17 protein-coding genes are annotated in these 20,342 nt (G+C 67.9%); 9 read left to right on the plus strand and 8 right to left on the minus strand.

The window, feature by feature from the left end; translation table 11 throughout:
- Positions 1 to 16 precede the first annotated feature (16 nt).
- The 3 genes from ACIA8E_RS27480 to ACIA8E_RS27490 form a co-directional block, all read right to left on the minus strand.
- Complete coding sequence (locus ACIA8E_RS27480) at positions 17 to 931, minus strand: carbohydrate ABC transporter permease (RefSeq protein ID WP_399301978.1); 915 nt, start codon at positions 929 to 931, stop codon at positions 17 to 19.
- A complete protein-coding gene (locus ACIA8E_RS27485; RefSeq protein WP_399301979.1) occupies positions 931 to 1,917 on the minus strand; it encodes an ABC transporter permease in 987 nt (328 codons plus the stop codon). The genes ACIA8E_RS27480 and ACIA8E_RS27485 overlap by 1 nt, the downstream gene beginning before the upstream one ends.
- A 226-nt stretch (positions 1,918 to 2,143) precedes the next feature.
- Positions 2,144 to 3,310 carry a substrate-binding domain-containing protein gene (locus ACIA8E_RS27490; RefSeq protein ID WP_399301980.1) on the minus strand — a complete coding sequence of 389 codons (1,167 nt, stop codon included), beginning with the start codon at positions 3,308 to 3,310 and terminating at the stop codon, positions 2,144 to 2,146.
- A gap of 108 nt (positions 3,311 to 3,418) precedes the next feature.
- On the opposite strand from ACIA8E_RS27490, the gene ACIA8E_RS27495 reads away from it, so the two are divergent.
- Positions 3,419 to 4,480, plus strand: coding sequence for a hydroxyacid dehydrogenase (locus tag ACIA8E_RS27495; protein WP_399301981.1), 1,062 nt, complete (start codon positions 3,419 to 3,421; stop codon positions 4,478 to 4,480).
- Positions 4,477 to 5,748 (plus strand): alpha-L-fucosidase, encoded by a 1,272-nt coding sequence (locus ACIA8E_RS27500; RefSeq protein WP_399301982.1) that lies wholly within the window; start codon positions 4,477 to 4,479, stop codon positions 5,746 to 5,748. The genes ACIA8E_RS27495 and ACIA8E_RS27500 overlap by 4 nt, the downstream gene beginning before the upstream one ends.
- 71 nt (positions 5,749 to 5,819) lie before the next feature.
- Here the strand turns inward: ACIA8E_RS27500 and ACIA8E_RS27505 are convergent, their stop codons facing one another.
- From ACIA8E_RS27505 to ACIA8E_RS27520, 4 genes are read right to left on the minus strand one after another with little or no spacing between them, the layout of a single operon-like run.
- Positions 5,820 to 6,635, minus strand: coding sequence for an ABC transporter permease (locus ACIA8E_RS27505; RefSeq protein WP_313940708.1), 816 nt, complete (start codon positions 6,633 to 6,635; stop codon positions 5,820 to 5,822).
- Positions 6,636 to 6,678: 43 nt separating this feature from the next.
- Positions 6,679 to 7,563 (minus strand): ABC transporter permease, encoded by an 885-nt coding sequence (locus ACIA8E_RS27510; protein ID WP_399301983.1) that lies wholly within the window; start codon positions 7,561 to 7,563, stop codon positions 6,679 to 6,681.
- A gap of 13 nt (positions 7,564 to 7,576) precedes the next feature.
- The gene (locus tag ACIA8E_RS27515) at positions 7,577 to 8,779 is read right to left on the minus strand and encodes an ABC transporter substrate-binding protein (RefSeq protein ID WP_399301984.1); all 1,203 of its coding nucleotides are present in this window, start codon (positions 8,777 to 8,779) and stop codon (positions 7,577 to 7,579) included.
- A 53-nt stretch (positions 8,780 to 8,832) separates the two neighbouring features.
- A complete protein-coding gene (locus ACIA8E_RS27520) occupies positions 8,833 to 9,870 on the minus strand; it encodes an ABC transporter ATP-binding protein (protein WP_399301985.1) in 1,038 nt (345 codons plus the stop codon).
- A 112-nt stretch (positions 9,871 to 9,982) separates the two neighbouring features.
- On the opposite strand from ACIA8E_RS27520, the gene ACIA8E_RS27525 reads away from it, so the two are divergent.
- Together ACIA8E_RS27525 and ACIA8E_RS27530 are read left to right on the plus strand one after the other, a co-directional pair.
- Positions 9,983 to 10,801, plus strand: a complete 819-nt coding sequence (locus ACIA8E_RS27525) for a FadR/GntR family transcriptional regulator (protein WP_399301986.1) — start codon at positions 9,983 to 9,985, stop codon at positions 10,799 to 10,801.
- Complete coding sequence (locus ACIA8E_RS27530) at positions 10,755 to 11,546, plus strand: cache domain-containing protein (RefSeq protein ID WP_399301987.1); 792 nt, start codon at positions 10,755 to 10,757, stop codon at positions 11,544 to 11,546. Before ACIA8E_RS27525 ends, ACIA8E_RS27530 begins: the two co-directional genes overlap by 47 nt.
- Before the next feature lie 108 nt (positions 11,547 to 11,654).
- Here the strand turns inward: ACIA8E_RS27530 and ACIA8E_RS27535 are convergent, their stop codons facing one another.
- A complete protein-coding gene (locus ACIA8E_RS27535) occupies positions 11,655 to 13,778 on the minus strand; it encodes an alpha-galactosidase (protein WP_399301988.1) in 2,124 nt (707 codons plus the stop codon).
- A 178-nt stretch (positions 13,779 to 13,956) separates the two neighbouring features.
- Between ACIA8E_RS27535 and ACIA8E_RS27540 the strand changes: the two genes are divergently transcribed.
- From ACIA8E_RS27540 to ACIA8E_RS27560, 5 genes are all read left to right on the plus strand, one after another.
- Complete coding sequence (locus tag ACIA8E_RS27540) at positions 13,957 to 15,132, plus strand: ROK family protein (RefSeq protein WP_399301989.1); 1,176 nt, start codon at positions 13,957 to 13,959, stop codon at positions 15,130 to 15,132.
- 9 nt (positions 15,133 to 15,141) lie between these two features.
- Positions 15,142 to 16,455 carry an ABC transporter substrate-binding protein gene (locus ACIA8E_RS27545; protein ID WP_399301990.1) on the plus strand — a complete coding sequence of 438 codons (1,314 nt, stop codon included), beginning with the start codon at positions 15,142 to 15,144 and terminating at the stop codon, positions 16,453 to 16,455.
- 22 nt (positions 16,456 to 16,477) lie between these two features.
- The gene (locus ACIA8E_RS27550; protein WP_399301991.1) at positions 16,478 to 17,458 is read left to right on the plus strand and encodes a carbohydrate ABC transporter permease; all 981 of its coding nucleotides are present in this window, start codon (positions 16,478 to 16,480) and stop codon (positions 17,456 to 17,458) included.
- Positions 17,455 to 18,378, plus strand: coding sequence for a carbohydrate ABC transporter permease (locus ACIA8E_RS27555; protein ID WP_399301992.1), 924 nt, complete (start codon positions 17,455 to 17,457; stop codon positions 18,376 to 18,378). The genes ACIA8E_RS27550 and ACIA8E_RS27555 overlap by 4 nt, the downstream gene beginning before the upstream one ends.
- Before the next feature lie 104 nt (positions 18,379 to 18,482).
- On the plus strand, positions 18,483 to 20,330 hold the full coding sequence (locus ACIA8E_RS27560; RefSeq protein ID WP_399301993.1) for an alpha-galactosidase D: 1,848 nt from the start codon (positions 18,483 to 18,485) through the stop codon (positions 20,328 to 20,330).
- The last annotated feature ends 12 nt before the right edge of the window (positions 20,331 to 20,342 follow it).

Raw genomic sequence — 20,342 nt, forward strand, 5'->3', positions numbered from 1 at the left:
GGGGAGCGGGAGTCAGTCAGCTCTTGATGGCGCCGGTGAGGACGCCCTTGGTGAAGTAGCGCTGAATGAAGGGGTATACGCAGAGGATCGGCACCGTCGCGAGCACCACGACAGCCATGTTCACGGTCTGCGGAGCGAACTGGATCTGCTCACTGACGCCGCCCTGGACCTGGATCAGGCTGTTCTGGCTCTGCACCACATAGGTGCGCATCCAGGTCTGCAGTGGCCACATCGTCGCCTGGTCGGTGTAGAGGATCGCGCGGAAGAAGTCGTTCCAGTAGCCGACCGCGTAGAAGAGTCCGACCACCGCGACGACCGCCTTGGACAGGGGAAGGACGATCGTCAGCAGGGTCCGCAGCTCACCGGCGCCGTCGATCTTGGCCGACTCGAAGAGCTCGGCCGGGATGCCCTGGAAGAAGCCGCGCATCACCACCAGGTTGAATGCGCTGATCAGGACGGGGAGGAACAGGGCCCAGTAGGTGTTGCGCAGCCCCATGCCGTTCACCACGAGGAAGCTCGGGATCATTCCGGCCGGGAAGAGAAAGGTGAACAGGACCATCAGCATCACCGGCTTGCCGCCGACGACACCGGGCCGGGCCAGGGCGTACGCCAGCATCACGGTGCACGCCAGGCTGAACGCCGTGCCGACCACGGTGACCAGCCCGGAAACTGCGAGCGCCCGTGGGATCTGCCCACCGGAGAAGACCAGTTCGTACGCCCTGAAGGTCCATTCGTGCGGCCAGAGCGCATAGCCGCCGTTGGCGATCACCTGCTCGTCCGGGGCGAAACTGGTGGCGATCAAGACCCAGAACGGGACCACCACGACCAGGACGGTGACGACCAGGGCCAGGCCCTTGACCCCCTGGGTGACCGGCTTCGGCTTCTCCATCCAGGCCGGACGCTCGGCGTGCTCCGAAGCAGCAGCGCTCATCAGCGGTACACCCCCTGCTCGCCCATCCGGTGGGCGATCTTGTTCGCGGTGAAGACCAGGCAGGCACCGATCACGCCCTTGAACAGGGCGGCGGCGGCCGCCACGCCCCAGTTCTGGTCGCGGATGCCGTGGTAGAAGACATAGGTGTCGATCACTTCGGACACGTCGGGGCCGAAGGCGTCGCGTTGCAGCAGGATCTGCTCGAAGCCGACCGAGAGGATGTCGCCGAGGCGCAGGATCAGCAGCAGGAAGATCACCGCACGCAGCCCCGGGAGTGTCACGTGCCAGAACCGGCGCCACGGGCCCGCACCGTCCAGAGCCGCAGCCTCGTACAGACCCCCGTCGACCTGGGCCAGCGCGGCAAGGAAGATGATGGTGCCCCAGCCGCACTCCTTCCAGATCAGCTCCAGCACCATCAGGGGCTTGAACAGGTCCGGATTGCCGATGACGTCGACCAAGTGACCGTCGGATCCGCCCAGCGCACCGTTCAGGACGCCGTCCGCTCCCAGCACCTGCTGGAAGAGAGCGACCACGATCACCCACGAGATGAAGTGCGGCAGATACACCACACTCTGGACGAACTTGCGCACCCGCCCCTGGATCAGACTGTGCAACAGCAGGGCCAGGGCCAGCGGAACGGGGAAGTAGAAGACGAGCTGCGCCAACGAGATGACCACAGTGTTCGACGCCGCATGCCAGAACGCCGGCTCGCCGAACAGCGTCTGGAAGTTCGCGAAACCCACCCACGGGCTGTCCTTCACCCCCAGGAACGGCATGTAGTCCTTGAACGCGATCACGTTCCCGAACAGCGCCAGATACTGGAAGACCAGGAAGAACAGCACACCCGGCGCCATCAGCAGCAGGAGCGCGCGGTCCCTGCGTATCCGGGTCCAGAGGCCGACGGTGTGCCGGCTCTCCTTCCCGGGCCGGCCGAGGGCTACCGGTGTTCGCCGGCGCGCCTCCGGTTCCTTGACTGCGACCGACATGCGGCTCCCCTCTCCATGGCGTCCGGCGTGCTCTGCGCCCGATTCGAGGCACACGTCGGCCCAAGGGGCATGGCGCGTGAGGGATACGGGAGCAGAGGAGCGGCTCGCCGCGCGCTCCGAATTTCGCCGACGTTCCGGCGATGTTCCGAATACTGGCGAGCGTTCCGATCGCAGTCAAGGGGTCAGGATCGAAGTTTCGATCCTTCGATCATTTCGATCGAATTAACTAGCTCTTCAACTCGGCGCCACAGGACTGCCGTACACGAAGCTCGGGCAGCAGGGCCAGGTGCCGTTTCGAAGCGGCCCGCTGCCCCTGCCGACGCTCCCGCACACGCCGAAGAAGCAGCTGCACGGCCTCCTGGCCGACCTCGTACTTCGGCGGTGCGACCGCCGTCAGCGGGAGGTCGGAGAGGGCCGCCACGTCGTCGTCGTACGCAATGATCGCCAGGTCCTGCGGTATCCGGAGCTGCGGCTCGAGGCTGCGCAGGATCTGCAGCAGGAGGATGGCATCCGTGTCGCTGAGCACGACTGCCGCACTCACCTTCCCTGCGTCGACGGCCTTGACCAGCTTCTTCGCCGCCCGCTCGAGGTAGCCCGTGTCGAGCTCGCCCACGTACAGATCAATGGGGTCGATCGGCGGCCGGGCGATCCCCGCCGACCGCAGCGCCGCCTCGTACCCGTCCCGCACCTGCACCCCCGTCGCACTGCCGCCGGCCAACAGTGCAATGTCGCGGTGCCCGAGCGAGACGAGATGACGCACCGCAAGCCCGACTCCCGCGTAGTGGTCCGAGCAGACGAAGTCGAACTCGGCGGCCTGCGTGCCGGCGGCCGCACGGCGTTCGAGCATGACGGTCGGAACGCCGAAGTCGAGGTCAGGGGCGTCCTCCTCGGAGCCGTCCCGCATCCAGCCCGGAGTCAGCAGCAGCCCGTCGATGCCCGAGTCCAGCAACCTGCGCGCCTGTTCCTCGTCCTGACCGGGGATATAGCCCGAGAAACCGAGCACGAGTCGGCCGCCGGCCGACTCGACCTCCTCCCGCACACCTCGAATGATCTCTCCGAAGTAGTACCGGGATTGCGGCACCACCAGGCCAAGGGTGACACCTGCGCCGTCGGCCAGGTCCGTCGGGCCCGCTTCCGGGATCAGATGCGGCCCCTGCACGGAAGCGGCGGCCGCTGCGCCGGGCCAGGAGACCGCGCCCCGCGTCCGGTCCAGCCGCCCCGCGGTGGACAGAGCTTCCACATCGCGGCGCAGAGTGACCGTGGACATGCCCAGATGGTGCGCAAGGTCGGTGACCCGCAGGCTGCCATGCCGGCGGACCAGTTCAAGGATCCGCCCATGGCGTTCGTCGACCGTGAACCGCACACCGGGCTCCCACGCTGTTAGGGACGTCATTCGTACAGGTCAGACTACTCCGGCGATCACGGAGATCGATCTAATCTATTTTCGCTTCTTCGATCATTCGATCTTGACGATCGAAATGACGATCCCTAGGGTCGGCGCATGACCGCCCCGACCACGGACTCCGACGAGTCCCCCTTCCCGGGTCCGCAGCCACACCGCCGCCCCCGCACCTTGCTGGCGATGGACCCCTCCGTAACCACCACGCTTCTCAGTCCACGCACGCTTCGCCGGCTCGCGCAGACGGCGGAGGTGGACCAGGGGCTCATCGTCGACGACTTCTCCCAGGCAGACGCGCTCTCGGCCCTGCGCGACACCGAGGTGCTGCTGACCTTCTGGGGCTGCCCTCCTGTCGACGATTACGTACTGACCGCAGCGCCCCGGCTGCGGGCCGTGGTCCACGCGGCCGGCACGGTCAAGTCGCATGTCACCGAGGCGTGCTGGGAACGCGGGATCCTCGTCTCCTCGGCGGCGGCAGCCAATGCGCTGCCCGTCGCCGAGTTCACCGTGGCCGCGGTGCTGCTCTCCAACAAGCGCCTGCTGGAGGTGCGTGAGGCCTACCGCCGGATCCGCGGGGAACACGACTGGCGCAAAGCCTTCCCCGACGTCGGGAACTACCGCAGGACCGTCGGCATCGTCGGCGCCTCTCGCATCGGCCGGCGGGTGGTCGAGCTGCTGCGCCCGTACGACCTGGAGGTGATCGTCCACGATCCGCATCTGAGCATTGCCGATGCCGCCGCGCTCGGGGTCCTCTCCGTCGGGCTCGACGAGCTCTGCGAGACCTCCGACGTGGTCAGTGTGCACGCCCCCGAGATACCGGAGACCTGCCACATGATCGACCGCCACCGGCTCGGTCTGATGCGGGACGGCGCGACACTCATCAACACCGCGCGCGGTTCGCTCGTCGAACAGGAGGCGCTCACGGAGGAGTTGGTGTCGGGGCGGCTGAACGCCGTGCTCGATGTCACCGCGCCCGAGGTACCGCCCGCAGAATCCCCTCTGTACGAACTCCCCAATGTGCTGCTCACCCCGCACTTCGCCGGCTCCTTCGGCAATGAGGTGCAGCGGATGGCCGACTCGGCGGTCGACGAGATCGCCCGGTACGCGGCCGGCCTGCCGTTCGCCCACCCGGTGCTCCGCAACGAGTTGGAGCGTACGGCGTGACGATGCAACCCTGGTTTCCCGAGGCCAAGCTCGGGATCTTCGTCCACTGGGGGATCTACGCGGTCCAGGGGGTCGCGGAGTCCTGGTCGTTCTTCGGCGGGGACATCTCTCACGAGCAGTACATGGAGCAGCTGGGAGGTTTCACCGCATCGCACTACCATCCGGACGACTGGGCGAAGCTCTTTGCCAGGGCCGGCGCCAAGTACGCCGTACTGACGACCAAGCACCACGACGGCGTCGCGCTCTGGGACACCCGGCAGACGGACCTGTCGGTCGTTCGGCGCAGTCCGGCCGCCCGCGATCTGGTCGGCCCCTTCGCCGAAGCACTGCGCCGTCAGAGCCAGCGCGTCGGCCTCTACTTCTCGCACAACGACTGGAGCCATCCCGACTACCCCAGCGTCCGGCCCGCGCAGCTGCACAGGCCATGGGTCGACAACCGCCGTGCGATGCCGGCGCCCGGCCAGGAGGACCCCGAGCGCTGGGAGCGCTACTTGGAGACCGTGCACCGTGGGCAGATCCGCGAGCTGATCAAGGGATACCGGCCCGATCTGCTGTGGTTCGACGGTACCTGGGAGCGCGACGAGCGGCAGTGGCGGATGAAGGAACTCCGTGAGGAGATCCTTCGGCTGAACCCCCGGACCGTGCTCAACGGCCGGATGCTCGGCCACGGCGACTACGCCACCCCTGAGCTCGGCGTGCCGATCGTGCGGCCCGAAGGGCCGTGGGAACTCTGCTACACCATCGGCGACATGTGGGGATACCAGCCCCAGGACGTCAACCACAAGTCGGTGCGCGAGCTGGTACGTGTCTTCGCGGAGACCATCGGCCACGGCGGCAATCTACTGCTCAACACCGGCCCGAAGGAGGACGGCAGAATCCGGCCTGATCACGCCCAGCGACTCGAGGGCCTCGGCCGCTGGATCCGCCGCAACCGCGAGGCCGTGTACCCCACCGAAGCCGGCCTTCCCTACGGACACCACTACGGTCCGTCGATGCTCTCCAAGGACCGCCGCACCCTCTTCCTCGTCTGCTTCGACGCGCCCCGTGTCTTCGTCGAGCTCCGCGGCCTGCGCAACACCGTCAAGAACATCTCCGCACTCGGCACCGGCGAGCAGCTCGACCACCGGGTCGTAGGAGGATTCCCCAGCCGCGGCGTACCAGGCGTCGTCCGTGTCAACGCACCGACCGTCTGCGATCCATACGCCACCGTCCTCGCCCTCGAACTCGACGGCGAACTCGATCTCTACCGCGGACAGGGCGAGGGCTGAGCCGGGCGTAGTTCCCGGCCGGCATCCCAACGTACGTCCAGTGATCCCTTGGGATATGGGGGTCGTTCCTGTCAGATGCGGCTGCCGGAGGCGGTGTCCGACGACAGCCGTTGGGCGAGGTAGATCGGTATGACGGACAACAGGACGAGGACGGCGGCGACGACGTTGACGACAGGGGCCTGTTGGGGGCGGGCCATGTTGGAGAAGATCCAGACGGGGAGGGTCTGGACGCCGGGCCCGGCGGTGAAGGTCGTCACGACGATCTCGTCGAAGGACAGGGCGAAGGCGAGAAGTCCGCCCGCTACCAGCGCGGAACGCACCAGCGGGAAGGTGATGTCGACGAACGTGCGGAAGGTGTGGGCCCCCAGGTCCATGGCGGCCTCTTCGTACGATCCGGGCATCCGGCGCAGCCGGGCGATCACGTTGTTGAAGACGACCACGATGCAGAAGGTGGCGTGGCCGACGATCACCGTGAACATTCCGAGACCCACGCCGAGCGGTTCGAGGACCGTACGGAAAGCGGTGTTGAGCGCGACACCGGTGACGATGCCCGGCAGTGCGATCGGCAGGACGACCACGAAGGAGATGGCCTCGCGTCCGAAGAACTTGTAGCGCTGGCAGGCGAAGGCGATGAGCGTGCCGAGGACCAGGGCGATCGCGGTCGCGCCGAGCCCCGCCCTGACCGAGGTCCACAGCGCGTCGCGGGCGCCCGAACTGTGCCAGGCGGCTACCCACCAGTCGAAGGTGAGGCCGGGTGGCGGCCAGCCGGAACTGCGGTCCGGATTGAGGGAGTTGACGAGGACCAGGAGCAGCGGGACGTAGATCACCGCGAAGCCGAGCCCGGCGGCGATGCGCAGTGTGACGCGCGCGGGGCGGGAGAGATTCATCGGGGGCCTTCGCTGTGCGTGATACGGAGGTGAAGGAGAGGGGTCAGAGACTGCTGAGGGCTCCGGTACGGCGCACCGCGAGCAGGTAGAGCACGATGGTCACGACGGGCACGGTGCCGAGTGCGGCGGCCAGCGGCAGGTCCAGGGTGATGTTGGAGTAGATGAGGTTGCCGATGAGCTGCGTCTTTCCGCCGACGATCTGTACGGCGATGTAGTCGCCGAGACTGAGTGAGAAGGTGAAGACCGAGCCGGCCGCGATGGACGGCAGGATCATCGGCAGCACCACGGAGCGGAAGGTCCGGCCGGTGCGGGCGCCGAGGTCGGCGGAGGCGTCGAGAAGGCTGGCCGGGAGCTGCTCGAGTCCGGCGTGGATCGGCAGGATCATGTACGGCAGCCACAGGTAGGTCAGCACCAGGACGGTCGCGGTCAGCCCGTAGCCGGGCCCTTCGAGTCCCAGTGGCTTCAACGCCCAGTCGAGCAGACCGCCCTGGGCGAGGATGAGCCGCCAGGCATACGCCTTGACCAGGTAGCTGGCCCACAGCGGAGTGAGGATCGCCACGACGAGGAGCGGCCGCCGCCTGGGGTTCGCGATGCGGGCGGTGTAGAAGGCGATCGGGAAGGCGATCACTACACACAGCGCGGTGACCGCGAGGGCCACGCCGATGCTGCGCAGGGCGACCTGACGGTAGACGTCGGTGGTGAACAGCGCGGTGAAGTTGTCCGTGTTCCAGATCTTCACCACGTTGGAGGTGAAGGAGTCCGTGGTCCAGAACGCGGAGAGGAACAGCACGGTGAGCGAGCCGAGGTAGGCCAGGGCGAGCCAGGCCAGTGGCGCGGAGAGCAGCAGGGACAGCTGGAGCCGGGGGCGGCGGTGCAGGGTCCCGGCGAGCCGCCGGACGGGTCCGGCGGCAGGCGCGGTGGTGGTCATGGACAGGTGACCCTCAGCCCTTGATCTCGGTCCAGGCCTGGACCCACTTGGTGTACGGCACGCACTTGGTGTCCGTACGCCCGTCCACGCACTGCGCGATGGGCGTGGTCCAGAAGTGGACGTCCTTCCAGTACGACTCGTCGGCAGCGTGGTAGGTGGTGCAGTGGTTCTTGTCCGCGGTCAGCGTGCAGGCCTTCGCGTTGGACGGGGCCTCACCGAAGTACTCGGCGACCTGGGCGTTCACCTTCGGAGAGATGATCCAATTCATCCAGTTGTAGGCGCAGTTGGGGTGCTTGGCCTTGGCGGAGATCATCCATGTGTCGGACCAGCCGGTGGCGCCTTCCTTGGGGAGGACGGCCTTGACCGGGACCTTCTCGGCCTGGGCGGTGTTAAGGATCACCTGCCAGCTGGTGCCGACCACCGAGTCGCCGCTCTTGAACGCGGAGACCTCCTTCAGGTAGTCGCTCCAGTATTCACCGACGTCCGCGTTCTGCTCCTTGAGCAGGTCGACGGCGGCGTCGAACTGCTTCTGGTCCAGGGCGTACGGGTCCTTGATAGCGAGGGACGGCTCGGTCTTCATCAGGTACAGGGCAGCGTCCGCGATGTAGATCGGCGAATCGTACGCCGTGACCTTCCCCTTGTACGCCGAGGACTTGTCGAAAACCGCGGACCAGGAGTCGGGCGCCGGGGAGACCTTCTTCGTGTTGTACATCAGCAAGTTGGCGCCGCGCCCGTGCGGGATACCGTACGAGACACCCTTGACCGAGTTCCACTGCTGGTCCTTCAGCCCGGCGAAGACGTCCTTGTAGTTGGGCACCAACTCGGTGTTGACGGGCGCGGCGTCGCCGGAGGCGATCAGTCGTAGCGCCGCGTCACCGGAGGCGGAGACCGCGTCGTACTGACCGGTCTTCATCAGGCTGACCATCTCGTCGGAGGTGCCCGCGGTCTTGGTGTTGACCTGACAGCCGGTCTGCTTCTCGAAGTCGGTGACCCAGTCGACCTTCGGGTCGTTGGAGCCGTCCTCGGCGTATCCGGCCCACGCGATCAGGTTCACCTGGCCCTCCGTCTTGCCGAGGGTCTTCTGCGCGGTGAGCTTGGGCGGGGTGAAGTCGCTGCCGCCGGGCGACGTAGCGGCGGTGTCCGAGGAACCGCAGGCAGTGGCGAGGAGCAGGGCGCCGAGCGCGGCCGCTGCTCGGGACGTTCGGTTCAGACGCACAGGGTTCTCCACGGGAGGGAAGGGGCGGGGACGGGTCGTGCGGGTGTGTGCGCTCACCGGGCCTCGGGGACCTGGAAGTTGTGCCGTCGGTGCCACTGGAGCGTGACCCGGGAGCCACGGAAGGCGGCGACGTCCTCGGAGGAGGTCTCCAGGTTCTGCTGGAGGGCGGTGAGCCGGCCGCCTGCGTCGAGGTCCACCAGGAAGCGGGTGGCGTCCCCCAGGTAGACGACCTCCGCCACCGTTCCGGTGGCACTGGAGTGCTGCGGCTCGTCGGCAACGGCGGATTCCTTGAGCAGGCGGATCTTCTCCGGCCGGATGCTGTACGTTCCCCGGTCACCGACGACCTGCTCCGCGGCGTCGTCGGTCAGCAGGTTCGACGTACCGACGAAGCCCGCGACGAACGGGGTGGCGGGACGTTCGTATATCTGGGCCGGGGTCCCGATCTGTTCGACGCGGCCCTGCTTGAAGACCGCGATCCGGTCGCTCATCGTCAGCGCTTCCTCCTGGTCGTGCGTGACGAAGACGAAGGTGATGCCGACCTCGCGCTGGATCGCCTTGAGCTCGACCTGCATCTGCTCGCGCAGCTTGAGGTCGAGGGCGCCCAGCGGCTCGTCGAGCAACAGCACCTTCGGACGGCCGACCAGGGCGCGGGCCAGCGCCACCCGCTGACGCTGGCCTCCGGAGAGCTGGGACGGGCGACGCGTCCCGAAGTCCGCGAGACGTACGCTCGCCAGAGCCTCCCTGGCCTGCTTCAGACGCTCGGCCTTGGGCACCTTGCGGACCTTGAGGCCGTAGGCGACGTTCTGCTCCAGGGTCATGTGCGGGAAGAGCGCATAGTCCTGGAAGACGGTGTGCACGTCGCGTTCGAAGGGTGCCAGACGGGTGACGTCGGAGCCTGCGAGCTCGATGGTTCCGCTGGTGGGAGCCTCGAAGCCGGCGATCATCCGGAGCACTGTGGTCTTGCCTGAGCCGGACGGCCCCAGCATGGAGAAGAACTCGCCGTCCGCGATCTCCAGGTCGACTCCGGCCACAGCCTCTGTCCGGCCGAAGGACTTACGCAGGTTCTGCAACCGGATGGCCATTCCCTCCATGGGGGGAACCTTTCTGGTGCTGTCGGGAGTTGGCCGTAAACATATGAAGTCATAGTTCTAATTTCAAGGCCCCGCTAAGGTAAAAGCCTGGTCAACTGGCAAGGTGGTGATCATGAATCGAGACAGACCCGGCGCCCGCAGAGTCGTCTTCACGCCCGTCGACACCCTGGCCCGCGTGGATGCCGTCGTGCGGCGGCTCGGTGACGCCATCGATCTCGGACTGCTCGCCGACGGCGAGCAGCTGCCCGGCGAGTCCGACCTCGCCGCCCAGCTCGGCGTCTCCACCGTGACCCTGCGGGAAGCCCTGATGGCACTGCGGCAAAGGGGCCTGGTCACCACCCGCAGGGGCCGTGGCGGAGGCAGCTTCGTCACCGTGCCCGACGGTCCTGCGGAGGACCGGCTGCTCGCCCGCCTCTCCGACTGGAGCACCGAGGAACTCCGCGATCTCGCCGACCACTGGGCAGCCGTCTCGGGTGCCGCGGCGCGGCTCGCGGCCCAGCGCACCGAGCCCGAGGATCTGCAGCAACTGCAGAGATCTCTGGGAGAGTTGGTGGAAGCCAAGGACTCGGGGGCGCGCAGCCGCATCTTCGGGCGCTTCCATGTCGAGCTGGCCGCCGCCGCCCAGTCCGCCCGGCTGACCAGGGAAGAGGTCACTCTCCAGACCGAAGTGGGGGCACTTCTGCGTCTCGTACTCTGCGAGGACGGGCACCTCGAGGACACAGCGGATCGTCACCGCGCCGTAATCTCGGCCGTGCATGATGGGGCGGATGACCGTGCCCGGGCCCTGGCCGAACAGTGCGTGCAGGCCTCCATGGCGCGCCTGATCGAACTCCGCCTCGGCTCGGCCGACAGTGCGCGCGGTCCCCGTCCGAAGGAGGGCCCCGATGGGCAGCAGTCCCCGTCTCGCAAGCGCCGGATCGGCGGTACTTGACGAGCCGGCACTCGCCGACGCGGCCGCCCGTGTCAAAGACGCGCTCGAAGGCGTCTTCGACGCTGTGGGCAGGACCGCTACGGACACCGAGGCGGTGCTCGCCTCGGCCGTAGCGGACGGCCGTCGGCCGGTCTCGGCCGATCTGGCCGCGCTCCGTCCCGGCCTGCACTCCTGTCTCGCCCAGTACGACCTGGTCTCGGGGATCGGCTTCGTGGCGGCGCCAGGACTGCTCGACGACGTACCGGCGTGGCTCGAGTGGTGGCAGACCACCGTGGACGGTGCCGTGCATCCGCTGTTGCTCGACCTGGACCCGGAGCACTCGGCGTACTCCGACTACACCCACTGGGACTGGTTCACCCTGCCACGCGACACCGGACAGCGGGCGGTCGCGGGACCATACGTCGACTACCTCTGCTCCGACGAGTACAGCCTCACACTCTCCTCGCCGGTGACGATCGGGGGACGCTTCATGGGAGTGGCCGCCGCCGACGTCTACCTGCGGCGCTTCGAAGCGGTCGCCATGCCCCTGCTCAAACGCCTGCCGGGACCCGCCCGCCTGGTCAACGCGCGCGGCCGGGTCGCCGCCTCCACCGACCCCCACCACCTGGTCGGATCGCTCACCAAGGGCCCGGACTTCGCGGCCGTACTGGCAGGTTCGGCCGACGGCGCCGAACACGGCGGGCTGCAACTGCGCCCCTGCCACGGCGTCCCCCTGATCCTGATGACGACGGCGCCCCCGGAATGAGACAGGCCCCCCGCCTCGTTGCGGGACGGCATCTGCGACGGGTCCGGTTGACCGATGCCGGAGCCGCATGGGAGGTCACCGGCCTGCCCCTCCCCCACCGCTGACCGGTCAGGGAACCCGGATCAGGTGCACCGCCACGCTCGCCCAGTCGCCGGGCGGCATCTCGGGCTGTATCCCGTACTCCCGGAGCACCGTCGCGGAGTGGACCGTGCCGGTGCGGGCGTCGCGGTAGCGGGCGGCGGGATCGAGGCCGGCCAGCCGGAGCGGACGTGACGGCCTGCCATGACGTGGTGTCCGCTGCCAGACGAGCAGGAGTGTCTCGCTGCCGTCGGCGTCGATGTACTGCGTCGCGGCCGGTCCGTCGTCCACCGGGGCCCGCAGCCGGTGCTGTGTGCCGTGCTGTACGAGGTGACGTACCCGCTTGTACTCGGCGACCAGGCCGGCGCCCTCGGCCAGTTCGGCGTCGGACCAACGGGAGAGGTCGCCGCCGATGCCCAGGGCTCCGGCCATCGCCACATGGAAACGGAAGCGCAGGGGGACGGAACGGCCGGTGAGCTGGTTGGGGACATCGGTCACCCAGGCGGCCATGGTCCGTGCCGGGTAGATCTGGCTGTATCCGTGCTGGATGGTGACGCGGTCCGCGGCGTCGGTGTTGTCCGAGGGCCATGCCTGATCGGTGCGGGAAAGTATGCCCAGGTCCACCCGCCCTCCGCCGCCGGCGCACGCCTCGATGCGGAGGCGGGGATGGTCGGCGCGGAGCCGGTCGATGACGTCGTAGAGGTGGTGGACGTACGTCGTCCACACCTCGTCGGGCCCGTCCGCCCGGTCCGGCCAGCCGGCTTCGCTGAACGCGCGGTTCATGTCCCATTTCAGGAAGTCGATGCCGTGGTCGCCGACCAGCCGGGTGAGCCAGCCGTACGCCCACTCGGCGACGTCGTGACGGGCGAAGTTGAGGACCAGCTGGTTGCGCAGCTCGGTCCGGGTGCGATGAGGGTAGTGAAGCACCCAGTCCGGATGCTTGCGGTAGAGGTCGCTGTCCGGGCTGACCATCTCCGGCTCCACCCAGAGGCCGAAGCGCATACCGAGCCGGTGCACCTCCTCGGCCAGGGGGGCCAGCCCTCCGGGAAAGCGGTCCGGGGCCGGCGTCCAGTCACCGAGTCCGGCCTCTTCGCTGCGGCGCGCCCCGAACCATCCGTCGTCCATGACGTACAGCTCCACGCCCAGCGCCGCGGCCCGGGCGGCCAGCGCCTTCTGACCCGCTTCGTCGACGTCGAACCCGGTCGCCTCCCAGGAGTTGTAGAGGACCGGCCGGATCTCCTGGGGGTGCGGCAGTACGTGGGCGAGGGTGTACGCGTGCCAGGCCCGGCTGGCCGCACCGAAGCCGCCCTCGCAGTAGAGGCCGGCGTGGACAGGGGTGGTGTATTCCTGACCGGGGCCGAGCGGGAGGGACGGGCCCTCATGGCCTGCGCCGGCGGTGAAGCCCGCACGGCCGTCGGGGGTGCGCTGCGCGGTGATGCGCCAGCTGCCGCTCCAGGCCAGCGCCGCGCTCCACACCTGACCGTGGTTCTCGGTCGCGTCGCCCGCGTCGAGCATCACCCAGGGGTTCGCGTGGTGACTGGTGATACCTCGTCTGCTCGTGAGGACCGTCTCGCCGAACGGCAGCGGGTCCCGGCGGAGTTGGGTCTCGGCCGACCACTGGCCGGTGACGTGGCTCAGCCGGTAGTCGTCCCGGAGCGGCAGGGTCCAGGCGGCGGAGTCCGCGCGCTGGAGTGCGACGGGGGCGTCGCCGTCGTTCCGCAGCACGGTCCAGCGTTCGATGACGTCGCTGTCATCGTGGACCCGGTAGTGGAGTGCCACCCGAAGGGGGTGGAGGCGGTCACGGAACTCCAGGACCAGCTCGGCCGAGCCCGGCGCCGGCTCGTGGACGCGGTGCCCGGTGGCCTGCCATTCGAAGGCGCGGGTGCCATCGGCGAAGCGGACCTGCAGCGAGGGGGGTCCGTACCGCGGTCCGCCGTCGACGGGCAGTTCGTCACCGACGGACGGCCGTCCCTCGAAGCTGCTGGCCGGGGGTGCCGGCTCAGTGACGAACTCCTGGACCTCCTCAAGCGTCAGCGCGGGTCCCCACGCAAGGTGGCAGGGCGCTCCCGTCGCATCGATCCGTAGCGCGTACGAGGTGTGCGGGGTGGAGAGCAGCCAGACCCCGGTGTCGGAGGCGAAGGCGATCACAGACATTGATCCTCACGTTCAGGTTGCGCCGCGAAGGCAGTCGGCAGCCAACTGTGCCTTTGATCAGCTGTCAACCCCCTGGGGCGGTATGGGATTTGCAAGCTTCTCGCATGCTGAGTTGAGATTTCGAAAGAGCCTGTTTCTTTTATTGACAGCAGAAAAGAACACCCTCTACGTTTCGGCCATGCACTCGTCGCCCCCTACCGAGGCAGTTCCGGTTCCGACGCCGGCCGCTTCTCTGGTCTTCACCACCACGCTGTCCCACGGCCCGCTCACCCGGGCCGAGATCGGCCGGCGGACCGACCTCTCACCGGCCGCGGTCACCAAGGCCGTACGGCCCCTGATGGCGGCCGGTTATCTGGTCGAGGGCGTGGACGAGGAGGCACTGCCGTCTCTCGGGCGGCCCGCCAACCTCGTACGGGTGGACGGCGGCCGCGCGCTGTTCATCGGGGTCAAGGTCACCGGGGACGAGATCATCGCGGTCCTGACCGACCTGTGCTGCCGCATCCGGGTCGCCCGGCACGTCCGGATCACCACCCGTGATCCCGGCGCCGTGCTCTCCTCGACCGCCGCGCTCGTGCAGGAACTCCTCACGGAGGCCGACGGGTTCGGGGTGCGGGTGAGCGGCATGGGTCTCGCGGTGTCCGGAGATGTGGACCGCGCCGCCGGAGTTGTCCGCTACTCACCGTTCCTGGACTGGCGCGACGTGCCGCTCGCCGAGCTGGCGCAGGCCGTGACGGGACTGCCCGTCACGGTCGACAACGACGTCCGGGCCCTGACGGTGGCCGAGCAGTGGTTCGGGGCCGGGGTGGGAGTGCCGGACTTCGCACTGGTGACCGTCGGTGCGGGCATCGGCTGCGGTCTTGTGGTGCACGGCAGAGTGGTCTCCGGTGCGCATGGGGTGGCCGGCGAAATCGGGCATCTGTCCATCGACCCGCAGGGACCGCCGTGCCACTGCGGCAACACCGGGTGCGTGGAAGCCATCGCCGGTGACGCCGCCATAATCCGCCGGGTCGGCGAGGTGACCGGACTGCCGGTCACCGACTCCGCGCAGGCCCTTGAACTCGCGCACCGTGGCGATCCCGGGGCCCGGGAGGTGTACGCACGGGCCGGGGAGGCCATCGGACGGGCCATCGGGGCCGTCGTCAATGTCCTCGGACCCCAGCGGGTGATCATCTCGGGCGAGGGCCTGGCGGCGTACGACCTGTTCGCCGAGCAGATCCGCGACACCTTCGCCGCCGCCGCCTTCGGTACCGCCGCCCAGTGCGACGTGATGACACGTCCGCTGCCCTTCGAGGAATGGGCGCGTGGGGCGGCGGCGACCGCGATCCAGTCCTTCATCGGTACAGAACACGTTTGAGGAGCAGTAATGACGATGCAGAGCCGCATCTTGTCGCCCGTCACCGATCCCAGCCGCCGCACGGTGGTCCGGGGCACGCTCGGAGTCGGCGCCGCCGCACTGGCCGCGCCGCTGCTGACGGCCTGCGGCGGCGGTCCTACGGCCGACCCGAAGACGGTGACCTTCGGATCGAACGGAGCCGATGCCACACCCAAGTCCGCCTACGCGGCGGTGACCAGTGCCTTCACCAAGGACAGCGGTCTCAAGGTCAAAACGAACACCGTCGACCACGACACGTTCCAGAAGAGCATCTCCACCTATCTTCAGGGCACCCCGGACGACGTCTTCACCTGGTTCGCCGGCTACCGCATGCAGTACTTCGCCAAGAAGGGGCTCGCCCGGCCGCTCGACGACGTCTGGGACACCATAGGTTCCGGCTTCAGCGACGCCGCGAAGCAGCTCTCCAAGGGCGAGGACGGCAAGTACTACTTCGTCCCGCTGTACAACTACCCGTGGGCCGTCTTCTACCGCAAGAGCGTGTTCAAGGAGCGCGGGTACGAACCGCCCCGCACCTGGAGCGAATTCACCGCTCTGGCCAAGCAGATGAAGAAGGACGGCCTGTCGCCGATCGCCTCCGGATACGGCGGGGGCGACAGCTGGTCCATCCTCGGCGCCTTCGACTACCTGAATCTGCGGGCCAACGGATACGACTTCCACATGTCGCTCATGCGGGGTGAGGTCTCCTGGACCGACCGCCGTACGAGCCGGACCCTGGACCTGTGGCGTGAGCTCAGCCCCTACTACCAGCAGGGCGCGGGCGGCCGCTCATGGCAGGACGCCGCTCAGTCACTGCTCGACAAGAAGTCCGGCATGGCGGTCATCGGGCTGTTCCTGGGACAGCAGATCACCGACGAGAAGCTGCGCGCGGACATCGACTTCTTCGCCTTCCCGGAGATCGACGCAGCCCACGGCCAGGACACGGTCGAGGCACCCACCGACGGGTTCATGCTCAGTCGCAAGCCGAAGAACGAGAAGGGCGCGGCCCGCCTCCTCGAGTTCCTCGGCAGCGCCCAGGCGGAGAACCTGTACATGGGAGCCGACCCGAGCAATGTCGCCGTCCACTCCGCTGCGGACACCGGCTCCTACAACGCCCTGCAGAAGAAGTCCGCGGAACTCATCGCCTCGGCGAAACACATCACGCAGTTCGGCGACCGCGACAGCGACCCGGGTTTCGTCTCCACCGTCGTGCTGCCGGGTCTGGCTCAGTGGCTGAGCCACCCCGACGACGGCTCGGCCCTGCTGAAGAAGATCGAGTCCCAGCGCTCACGCTTCTTCACGGCCTGATCCGGACCCGGGAAGGTTCACCATGTCCTCCGTACGCTCGGCGCCTCCCGCCGCCCCTCCCCGGGCGCCCGCCCCGGCGCTCCCCGACGCGCCGCGTGCCCGCCCCCGGCCGCTGCGGCTCGGCCGCGGTGACCGTCTCTTCCTCACGGTCATCGTCGGCGTTCCGCTGCTCGCCCTGCTGGTCTTCGTCTGGCTGCCGGCCCTGGCCTCCGTCGGACTGTCCTTCACCAGCTGGGACGGCATCGAACCGAGCGACATCCGCTGGGTCGGCCTGGACAACTACCAGGAGATCTTCACCAATTACCCGCCGTTCTGGCCCGCGGTGCAGCACAACGTCGTCTGGCTGCTGTTCACGGCGCTGCTGCCCACCCCGTTCGGCATCTTCCTCGCGTACCAGCTCGACCGGAAGATCAGGTTCACCCGCTTCTACCAGACTGCGATCTTCCTGCCCATGGTGCTCTCGCTCGCCGTGGTCGGCTTCATCTGGGAGATCATCTACAACCCCGACAACGGACTTCTCAACGGCGTCCTGAACGGGGTGGCACCCGGCCACCACATCGACTGGCTGGGCGACCCTGACCTCAATCTGTGGGCCGTCCTCATCGCCTCGGCCTGGCGGCACACCGGCTACATCATGATCCTTTATCTGGCCGGTCTGAAGGGCTTCGACCCCGCGCTGAAGGAAGCGGCCTCGCTCGACGGCGCCAATGGACGCCAGACGTTCCTGAGGGTGGTCTTCCCGGCACTCAAGCCGGTCAACATCATCATTCTCGTCGTCACCGTCATGGAGTCGCTGCGGGCGTTCGACATCGTCTACGTGCTCGGTGGTGGTGTCGGCAGCAAGCCCGGCATGGAGCTCCTTTCGCTCCTGATCACCGACAACATCATCGGTGAGTCCAGCCACATCGGTTACGGCTCCGCACTCGCGGTCGTCCTGCTCATCGTCTCGCTGCTCGCCATCGGGACCTTCCTTGCCCAGACCTTCCGCAAGGAGGACCAGTGACCGCGACCGTCACACCGCCGGCCGCCGGCCCGCGCAGCCGCCGCGCGGCGCTCCCGGACGCGGGGCCTTCGCGCCCGCGGCGACAGACCGGACGGCATGTGCTGCTCGGCGGGATCGCCTTCCTGTGGCTCGTTCCGCTGCTGTGGGCCGTGTACACCTCGCTGCGGCCCTACTCGGACACCAGCAGGCACGGCTACCTCTCCCTGCCGCACAGTCTCGGCTTCGAGAACTTCGGCAACGCCTGGCACCAGTCGGGGATGCCGCACTTCTTCTGGAACTCCGTCCTGATCACCGTTCCGGCGGTCCTCGGCACGCTGCTCTTCTCCGCCGCGGTGGCCTTCTTCGTCTCCCGGTTCGACTTCCGCTGGAACGTCGTCCTGCTGATGCTCTTCACCGCGGGCAACCTGCTCCCCGCCCAGGTGCTGATCACTCCGCTGTACCGGCTCTACCTGCTGATCCCGCTGCCCGGCTGGATGAGCGACTCGTTCCTGCTCTACAACTCGGTGTGGGGCATCATCGTCATCCACATCGCCTACCAGTGCGGCTTCTGCACCTTCGTCCTCAGCAACTACATGCGGACGATCCCGAAAGAGATCACGGAGGCGGCGCTGGTGGACGGCGCCCCGGTGTGGCGCCAGTTCTTCCAGATCGCGCTGCCGCTGTGCCGTCCCGCGTTCGCGGCGCTCGCCACCCTCGAATCGATCTGGATCTACAACGACTTCTTCTGGTCACTCGCCCTGATCGAGACCGGCGACAAACGCCCGATCACCTCCGCACTCGCCAACCTCCAGGGCCAGTACTTCACCAATCCCAACCTCATCGCGGCCGGCGCACTGATGACCGCGATCCCGACGCTGCTCGTGTACTTCGCGCTCCAGCGTCAGTTCATCAGCGGGCTCACCCTCGGTTCGGGCAAGTAGCGAACCCTGTCCCGCGCTGCGCAGCCCTGCCCTGCCCTGCACGCAACCGGAACACCGCACCACTGCCGAATCCCTTCGCCGAGAAAGCAAAGAGGTCCCCTCTCATGCGGTCACCCACCCGCCCCGCCGCGAGAGCCCTGCGCTCCGCGCTGGTACTCGCCGTCACCGCCGGCCTGGCAGTCGCCGTGCCGACGGCGCAGGCTGCCCCGTCCGAGACCCCCGCCACCTCCCCCGTCGCCACCACCGCGGTGGCCGGCGCGGCCGGCACCGGCGAGGACGGCCTGGCCGAGAAGCCGTACATGGGCTGGAGCAGCTGGAGCCTCCAGACCACCTCGTACCCGGGGATCAACCCCAACGGCAACTACAGCTATCTCACCGAAGCCAATGTCAACAAGCAGACGGACGCCCTGGCCTCCAAGCTCAAGAAGTACGGCTACGAGTACATCAACATCGACGCCGGCTGGTGGCGCGGTTGGGACTGGACGCCGGAGTTCGACGCGTACGGGCGACAGAAGGCCGACAAGGAACGCTTCCCGAGCGGGATGAAGGCGGTCGCCGACCGCATCCATGGCAAGGGTCTCAAGGCCGGCATCTATCTGCCCGTCGGTCTGGAGAAAGAGGGATACGGCGAGGGCAAGCTGCCGATCTGGAACACCGACAACTGCACGACCGGTGACATCGTCTACAGCGATCTGCGGACGACCAACGGCTGGGACAGCTCGTACAAGATCGACTTCTCGAAGCCGTGCGCCCAGAAGTATGTCGACTCGCAGGCGCAGCTGATCGCCGACTGGGGCTACGACTTCCTCAAGCTCGACGGCGTGGGTCCCGGATCCTTCAAGAGCGGCGACAACTACGACAACCGCGCGGACGTCGCGGCCTGGCAGAAGGCCATAAAGAGCACCGGGCGGCCCATCCATCTGGAGATCTCCTGGTCGCTCGACATCAACTACGCCAAGGACTGGAAGGCGACGTCCAACGGATGGCGCGTCGACACGGATGTCGAGTGCTACTGCAACACGCTGGTGTCGTGGGAGAACTCCGTAGAGGACCGGTGGCGTGACACTCCCGGGTGGACGCGGTACGCCGGCCCCGGAGGCTGGAACGACCTCGACTCGGTCAATGTCGGCAGCGCCGCCATGAGCGGCCTGACCAAGGCCGAGCGGCAGAGCTACATGACGCTGTGGGCGATCGCCAAGTCGCCGCTGTTCAGCGGGGACGACCTCACCCAGATCGACGACTACGGCCTGTCGCTGATGACCAACCGCGACGTGCTGAGGATCAACCAGCAGCCGGGCAGGCCCGCCAAGCCCGTCACCTCGGTCGGCGACGAGCAGGTCTGGGCGTCCGAGAACCCCGACGGCAGCTACACCGTCGCCCTGTTCAACCAGGGTGACTCCGCCGCCCCGGTGACCGCGGACTGGACGGCGCTCGGCTTCACAGGCCAGGCATCCGTACGTGACGTGTGGAACAGCGAGAACCTCGGCCGGTACAAGGACGGCATCACCCAGGCCCTGCCCGCCCACGGCTCGCGTCTGTTCACCGTCACCCCGCAGGGCCCCGCGCTGAAGACGACGGCGTACGAGGCGGAGTCCCCGGAGAACGTCCTGACCGGTTCCGCGTCCGTCGCCGACTGCGCCGAGTGCTCGGGCGCGAAGAAGATCGGCAATCTGTATCTGGGCGGCACGCTCCAGTTCACGAAGGTCGTCGTCAAGCAGGCCGGCCGCTACCTGATCAACGTCGCCTACACGTCGGGCGATCCTCGGTCGATCGGCGTGTCCGCGAACGGCAAGGCGCCCGTCGCGACGGCGTTCCCGTCCACCGGTGGCTGGGGAGCCGCCGACACGATCAGTGTGCCGGTCACGCTGAAGGCGGGCAGCAACACCGTCACCTTCGACAGCGGTACGGGCTACTCACCCGACATCGACAAGATCGACGTTCCGCTGCGGTAGTCCCGCCGCACG

Source organism: Streptomyces sp. NPDC051664 (assembly GCF_044453545.1).
Lineage (GTDB): Bacteria > Actinomycetota > Actinomycetes > Streptomycetales > Streptomycetaceae > Streptomyces.